The following is a 5,318-nucleotide window of genomic DNA, read 5'->3' as shown; positions in this document are numbered from 1 at the left end:
AGAAGCGACGGTGCGTTTCTTCTTCATCGGCATATCCATGACTTTTACCTCTCATAATATGCCTCGCCCACAGAATTGCGGATAGGTCCGACCACTTCCGTACCAATTCCGCAGACTGCGCCGGTGGCACAGTTCGCTACCTTCGCACGGCGCTGAGGCAACCTGGGCAATCAGACCGCAACACGGTCGATTTGTGGTCTCGCGAGCAAAAGGCTTCGGACGCTCCTCGCGCACGTTTAGCATCGCGTTGATATCGGAACCTCTACCTTTTCGGTGGTTAGCTGACGTCTATAGGCAGGAATCGTCGAGCAGCCGAGTCTCGACGACATTCAATACCGTGAATCAAGAGCTTTAGCGCTTGCCGTTAGGCCTTTATGCCACGTTGTTGCTCGAAGACCTCTTGCCCAGGAGCATCCGGCGGGTTGAGGCCACGCGAACGATAGTAGCCCGCATATTGATTGCAAAAGCTATAGACTCGACGCAGCTCCCCGACGGCCCGCTCGTGAAGGTCGACCCGGATATTAACGGCATCAAGGTCGTCTGACGCCGTGACAATCAAAGCTCCCGAACGCTCTGCGAGCGACCGTTCGCCGTTACCTTGACCTCCCGCATCCCGCCCCGCTTCGAGTGCCAGCAGAAGTCGCTCTTCGAAGGTTTCAGCTGCTTTGCTTTCAAAGACCTCTGCCATTGCATGGACAACCGGCTCACCGCTGAGCACGTTGCCCATCGTGACGTACCCCGCGCCGATGTGATGTCCCGCCCACGCGCGCGTGTTCTCCCCTGTGTGACAGGCGACTTTTCCGTCCCTCGAAACTGTGCCGATTTGCCGAAAGCTGGCGAAGTCATCATCACGCACAAGCGCGTCGTTCACATATGCTGCTGAATGCCCGAGCTTCAGGAGATTCAATGCCAATGCGTTGTTCGTGGTTCGGACGAAGGCCTGGCTCATCGTAATACCGGCATGTCGGTCTGCACCGTCGCACCACTGACCAACGGCGACCGAATACGTAGCGATAGCCATACCAAACCGGCCCGTTTCGGGGCATCGCGCCAAGATACTGTAAGTCATCTACTTTCCTTGAACAAAAGTTACATCCACTCAGGATAATGATTCAATGCTTTCCACATCCCGGCCCTTGGTCTCGGGCAGCCAGAACAGGACCACGCTAGTGAATACCAGCGTAACGACCACGTACCATGCTGCTGGCATGATGTTCGCGCTGACGCCGACGAAATAGGTCGATACGAACTGAGCGACCACGCCAGAAAGCGCAACGCCGAGGCTATAAATAATCGCCATGCCGGTTGCCCGGGCGGCCGCCGGGAACAGCTCTGTCATGCTTCCGATAGCCGTCGCACCGCCAAGCGCCGCGAGAGCCGCAAGCACGCCTTCCACTAAAAGCAGGCGAGTCACGGTGGGGTCTGCATTTAACCAAACGAAGAGCGGCACTACTGCAAGCACCACGAGCACACGGGAAACCCAGATAACCGGTTTGCGTCCGACGATGTCGGAAATGAATCCGCCCATCGGACTAACGACGAATCCCACCAAACCGGTGACAACGCCCGCGAGAGCAGCATCAGCTTGCGACATGCCAAGCGATTTGATTGCGATGATTGGCAGCGAAAAGAGGATGATGAAGTTGGCTGACGTTCCCCCGAAAGTAAGCAACGTGCCAAGTACCAACTCTTTAATATGCTTGCGCAGAATGCCGCCAAGCGTGAGCTTCTGCTGAGCGGCCGGTGCGAGGTGAAGTGTTTCGTGCAGACGAACACGAATATATATTCCGACGGGTGCGATGATGGTTCCCATCAGGAACACCGTACGCCAGCCCCATGATTCGAGGGCGTGAGGGTCGAGGTATCGCGATAGAAGTGTGCTGACAACAGCGCCGAAAGCAATGCCAAGACTCTGGCTTGCGAACTGGAAGCTGCCGAAGTATCCGCGTCGATTCGGCCCAGCATATTCAACAAGAAGCGCCGTTGAAGCGCCAACCTCGCCGCCTGCTGAGATGCCCTGGAGGATGCGAGAGAACAGAATCAAAAGAGGTGCCCATATACCGATTGATTCGTACGTCGGTGCGAGGCCAATCATCGCTGAACTCAGTGCCATTAGCCCCACGGTCAACGTGAGCGCTGCCTTGCGGCCGATTTTGTCGGCATAGACCCCAATCAGAACGCCGCCGAGCGGTCGAAAGAAGTATCCGATAGCGAAGGTGCCCGTAGACATCACCAGCTGAAACATTGGGCTCAGCGTCGGGAAATACAGTTTGCCCAGAAGCACGGCGAAGAAGTTGTAGGCCGTGAAATCGAAGAACTCCAGCGCATTACCAATCGTCGTCGCGACGATTACTTCTGCTCCTGATACCTTCTTCGATGTACTGGTGTGGCTTTTTTCAGAAGCGTCCGTTGCGGTATTCATATCTCGGTCATCCATATCGTGTGGTCGATTTTCGAGCCTCAAAATAGCTTGTACAATCGGGAAATTCTTGACCTGGGTTTGGTTTTTCCAAAGGAGTGTCATGCGTTTCGACGTCTCTGATTTACGAATCTTCAAGGCAGTCGTCGATTCCGTGAGCATGACGAAAGCCGCGACACGCGTGCACCTGACGGTCGCATCAGTAAGCGAGCGCATCAGGCAAATGGAAGAGCAAGTCGGCGTTCCACTGCTTACGCGGTCTCGTTCTGGGGTGACTCCGACAGACGCCGGGCGCGTACTGCTTCACCACGCTGGCAAGGTGCTCAAACAGGTCGATTTCATGAATGAAGACCTGGTGAATTTCGCCAGCCGGATGCGCAGCAACGTTCGCCTTTACACAACGAGCTATGGTGTCTCCGAGTTGCTGCAGGAGGCGGCACCCGTTTTCCTTCAGGGAAATCCCACGGCCGACCTTGTCATAGAAGAGCAGCACAGCGAGGACATCGTTTTCGCGGTCTCTACCAGCGCGGCCGACATCGGCATCGTTGGAGACTTTGCCGAGACAGGCACGCTAGAGGCGATTCCTCTTTTACGTGACACCTTGGTGGCGCTCACGACACCGGCAATTGCAGCTGACCTTGATTCTCAGGTTGAGTTCGACGAGCTCTCTGGTCTTGACTTCATTGGACTCGGACCTGGTAGCCGCCTTCAGGAGCAAATTGACTCGCATGCCCGAGAAGCCGGCAAGGCCATCCGATACAGAGCTCGCGCTAGAAACCTTGACGCGATATGTCGGCTTGCTACCAGCAGCGTTGGAATCGCTATCGTCCCTCGTCGCATTGCAATGCGTTACTCAACAAAGCAATCGAGGATTATTGAGCTCAAGAACGATTGGGCGAAGTACAACGCTGCTGCTGTCGTCCGCAACCGTGCAGACCTTCCCGGTGCTGCGGCCTCCTTACTCGAATGCCTGATTGCAGTGAGTGAGCGATGACTGGTTGCCTTGGAGGCAGGACCATGCATCTTCGGTTTCAGCATCAGAATTTGACGCGGATTCCAGCGATGCCTGCGACCTGAGAAGACGTGGTGGATGGCGAAAGAAGCGTGATGCTAGCCACTGCGGGTCTGCCCGTTGAATCCGTACCGCTGGCATGCTGGTAAAGGCCAGTGAGATACACATCAGTTCGCTTCGACAGGAAGTAGTCCAGCCCGACCACCGCCTGGTGATAGCGCGCATGATTGATGCCGTAGCCCGAAGTGAAGTCGTATGCAGCCCCCGCAAGGAGTGCCGCGGTAATCTGGTATTTGTAGTTCACTTCCACGTTATGGAAGCGGGCGTCACCCGTCGCTGCCGCGACGCCGCTCACTGAAGTTGCGCCAACGTTGTTAAATTGTGTGTTGCTATAGGTGACGCCGATTGTCGAGCCTCCAAGCACATAGGCCGCGCCGGCGGCAAAGACCTGCTGGCGTGCGGCGGTTGCGTAGCCGCTGTAGACACGGGACGTCATGTTGCTCGCGGTGATGCTGGACGCCGCATTGTTGCCAAAGTACGAGTAGTTGGGGTTGGCAGCATTCACATAGCCAGCCCCAATCGACAGAGGGCCGGTTGCGTAGCGTAGTCCCACCGACCAGATTTGGTTGCGGTGGAAATCGCCTGCCACGCCTCCAAAGCTGTACATGCCACCAACAGTGAATCCTGCGAGACTGCTGCTGGTGTATTTGATGGAGTTGTTCGTGCGATTCGAGTTGTTAATGTTATCGAGGTCGCCGGGATGAGCACCCAAGGATGTGGCCCATTGGGTGCCCGATTCGAACGGGCCGGTGAAGTCGACTACGGCATCATACTGTCGACCAAAAGTCAGCTTCCCGAGTTTTGCCGAATCGAGACCCACGAACGCCTGGCGCCCGAATTCGTCTCCACCTTGAAGGAGCTTTCCGTTTGCCACGCTGAAGCCGTTCTCGAGTACAAACACTGCAGATACACCGCCCCCAAGGTCTTCGGAACCGCGCAGGCCCCATCGACTACCCATGATGTTTCCGCTGTTCATCTGGGTTTGCGAATGCCCTCCGGCGTTGTTCGCGTAGACGATGCCGTCATCGGCGACGCCGTAAAGCGTCACGCTACTCTGCGCGTAGGCCGTAATCGAGAGACAAGTTGCAGCGAGTCCACCAAGAATATTCGTTGTTTTCATCACTTCGTCGATATGTTCTGCCGGAATTGCTGCGACAGAGTTGTCCGAATGTATCGAGGGGACACCTGAACCCAAGGGCCCTCAGAGATTCGCCGACTTGTTGCTGTGCGCGGCTTGGACGAAGTGTTGAATTTCAAAAACAGAGAATCAAACGGGATTTTTCCCGTGTTATGTTCGGGAAATCTGAACGCTAGAGCAAATTAGCGCCAGTCAACTCCTGCCGGGGTACGGTGTGTACAGACTCGAGATATGTTTCTCCGATTCGGCCAAGTGGCAGCCCCAGGTACCGAGTGGTAGACGTCCGACAAAGACCGCTGTTCAGTGCAAGTAGCGCCCACACTTTATGCGCGGAGGCCAACCGAGGACGATGTCCCTGCTCAGCGCTCGTTGTCAGCAGGCGGCCGACTCAACTTGCATCGCGAAGACGGTGTAGCACGCCGGCCGAATCCCGATACATTTCCGAGCACCAGTGAATCGGGCCTCCGGCCTCCAAGCTCCACTCTTCGGTGAGGCAGTACTTTCCGTCCTCACCGATTGACCATCGTCCTGTCGCCTTGCCAATCGAACCCGCCTTGGCGCCAGGCTTCGGCAGCCTCACGATGGATGCAGTGCCATCCGTGTTGTTTGTCCGTAAGCGCGCAGAAATGGACGTCTGGAACTCTTTGATCTGAGCGTGCAGGCTATGTCCACTGTTTCGAATCAGTGGA

5 protein-coding genes are annotated in these 5,318 nt (G+C 56.1%); 1 reads left to right on the top strand and 4 read right to left on the bottom strand.

Annotation, left to right across the window (positions count from 1 at the left end):
• Nucleotides 1-364 precede the first annotated feature (364 nt).
• Together NCT03_RS33375 and NCT03_RS33370 are read right to left on the bottom strand one after the other, a co-directional pair.
• The gene (locus NCT03_RS33375) at nt 365-1,069 is read right to left on the bottom strand and encodes a DUF1028 domain-containing protein (protein ID WP_250470206.1); all 705 of its coding nucleotides are present in this window, start codon (nt 1,067-1,069) and stop codon (nt 365-367) included.
• 30 nt (nt 1,070-1,099) lie between these two features.
• The gene (locus tag NCT03_RS33370) at nt 1,100-2,557 is read right to left on the bottom strand and encodes an MFS transporter (protein WP_250470207.1); all 1,458 of its coding nucleotides are present in this window, start codon (nt 2,555-2,557) and stop codon (nt 1,100-1,102) included.
• On the opposite strand from NCT03_RS33370, the gene NCT03_RS33365 reads away from it, so the two are divergent.
• Nucleotides 2,523-3,413, top strand: a complete 891-nt coding sequence (locus NCT03_RS33365; protein WP_250470209.1) for a LysR substrate-binding domain-containing protein — start codon at nt 2,523-2,525, stop codon at nt 3,411-3,413. The two genes, NCT03_RS33370 and NCT03_RS33365, sit on opposite strands and share 35 nt — an antisense overlap.
• A 43-nt stretch (nt 3,414-3,456) precedes the next feature.
• Here the strand turns inward: NCT03_RS33365 and NCT03_RS33360 are convergent, their stop codons facing one another.
• Nucleotides 3,457-4,611: a porin gene (locus NCT03_RS33360; RefSeq protein ID WP_250470211.1), complete on the bottom strand. Its 1,155-nt coding sequence runs from the start codon at nt 4,609-4,611 to the stop codon at nt 3,457-3,459.
• A gap of 406 nt (nt 4,612-5,017) precedes the next feature.
• On the bottom strand, nt 5,018-5,318 hold a 301-nt coding region (locus NCT03_RS33355), incomplete at its 5' end, for a DUF995 domain-containing protein (RefSeq protein ID WP_250470212.1).

Source organism: Caballeronia sp. GAWG1-1 (assembly GCF_023631465.1).
In the GTDB taxonomy this organism is placed as follows: domain Bacteria; phylum Pseudomonadota; class Gammaproteobacteria; order Burkholderiales; family Burkholderiaceae; genus Caballeronia.
The sequence above is the reverse complement of the archived record's forward strand: the minus strand, read 5'-3'. Positions and strand labels throughout refer to the sequence as shown.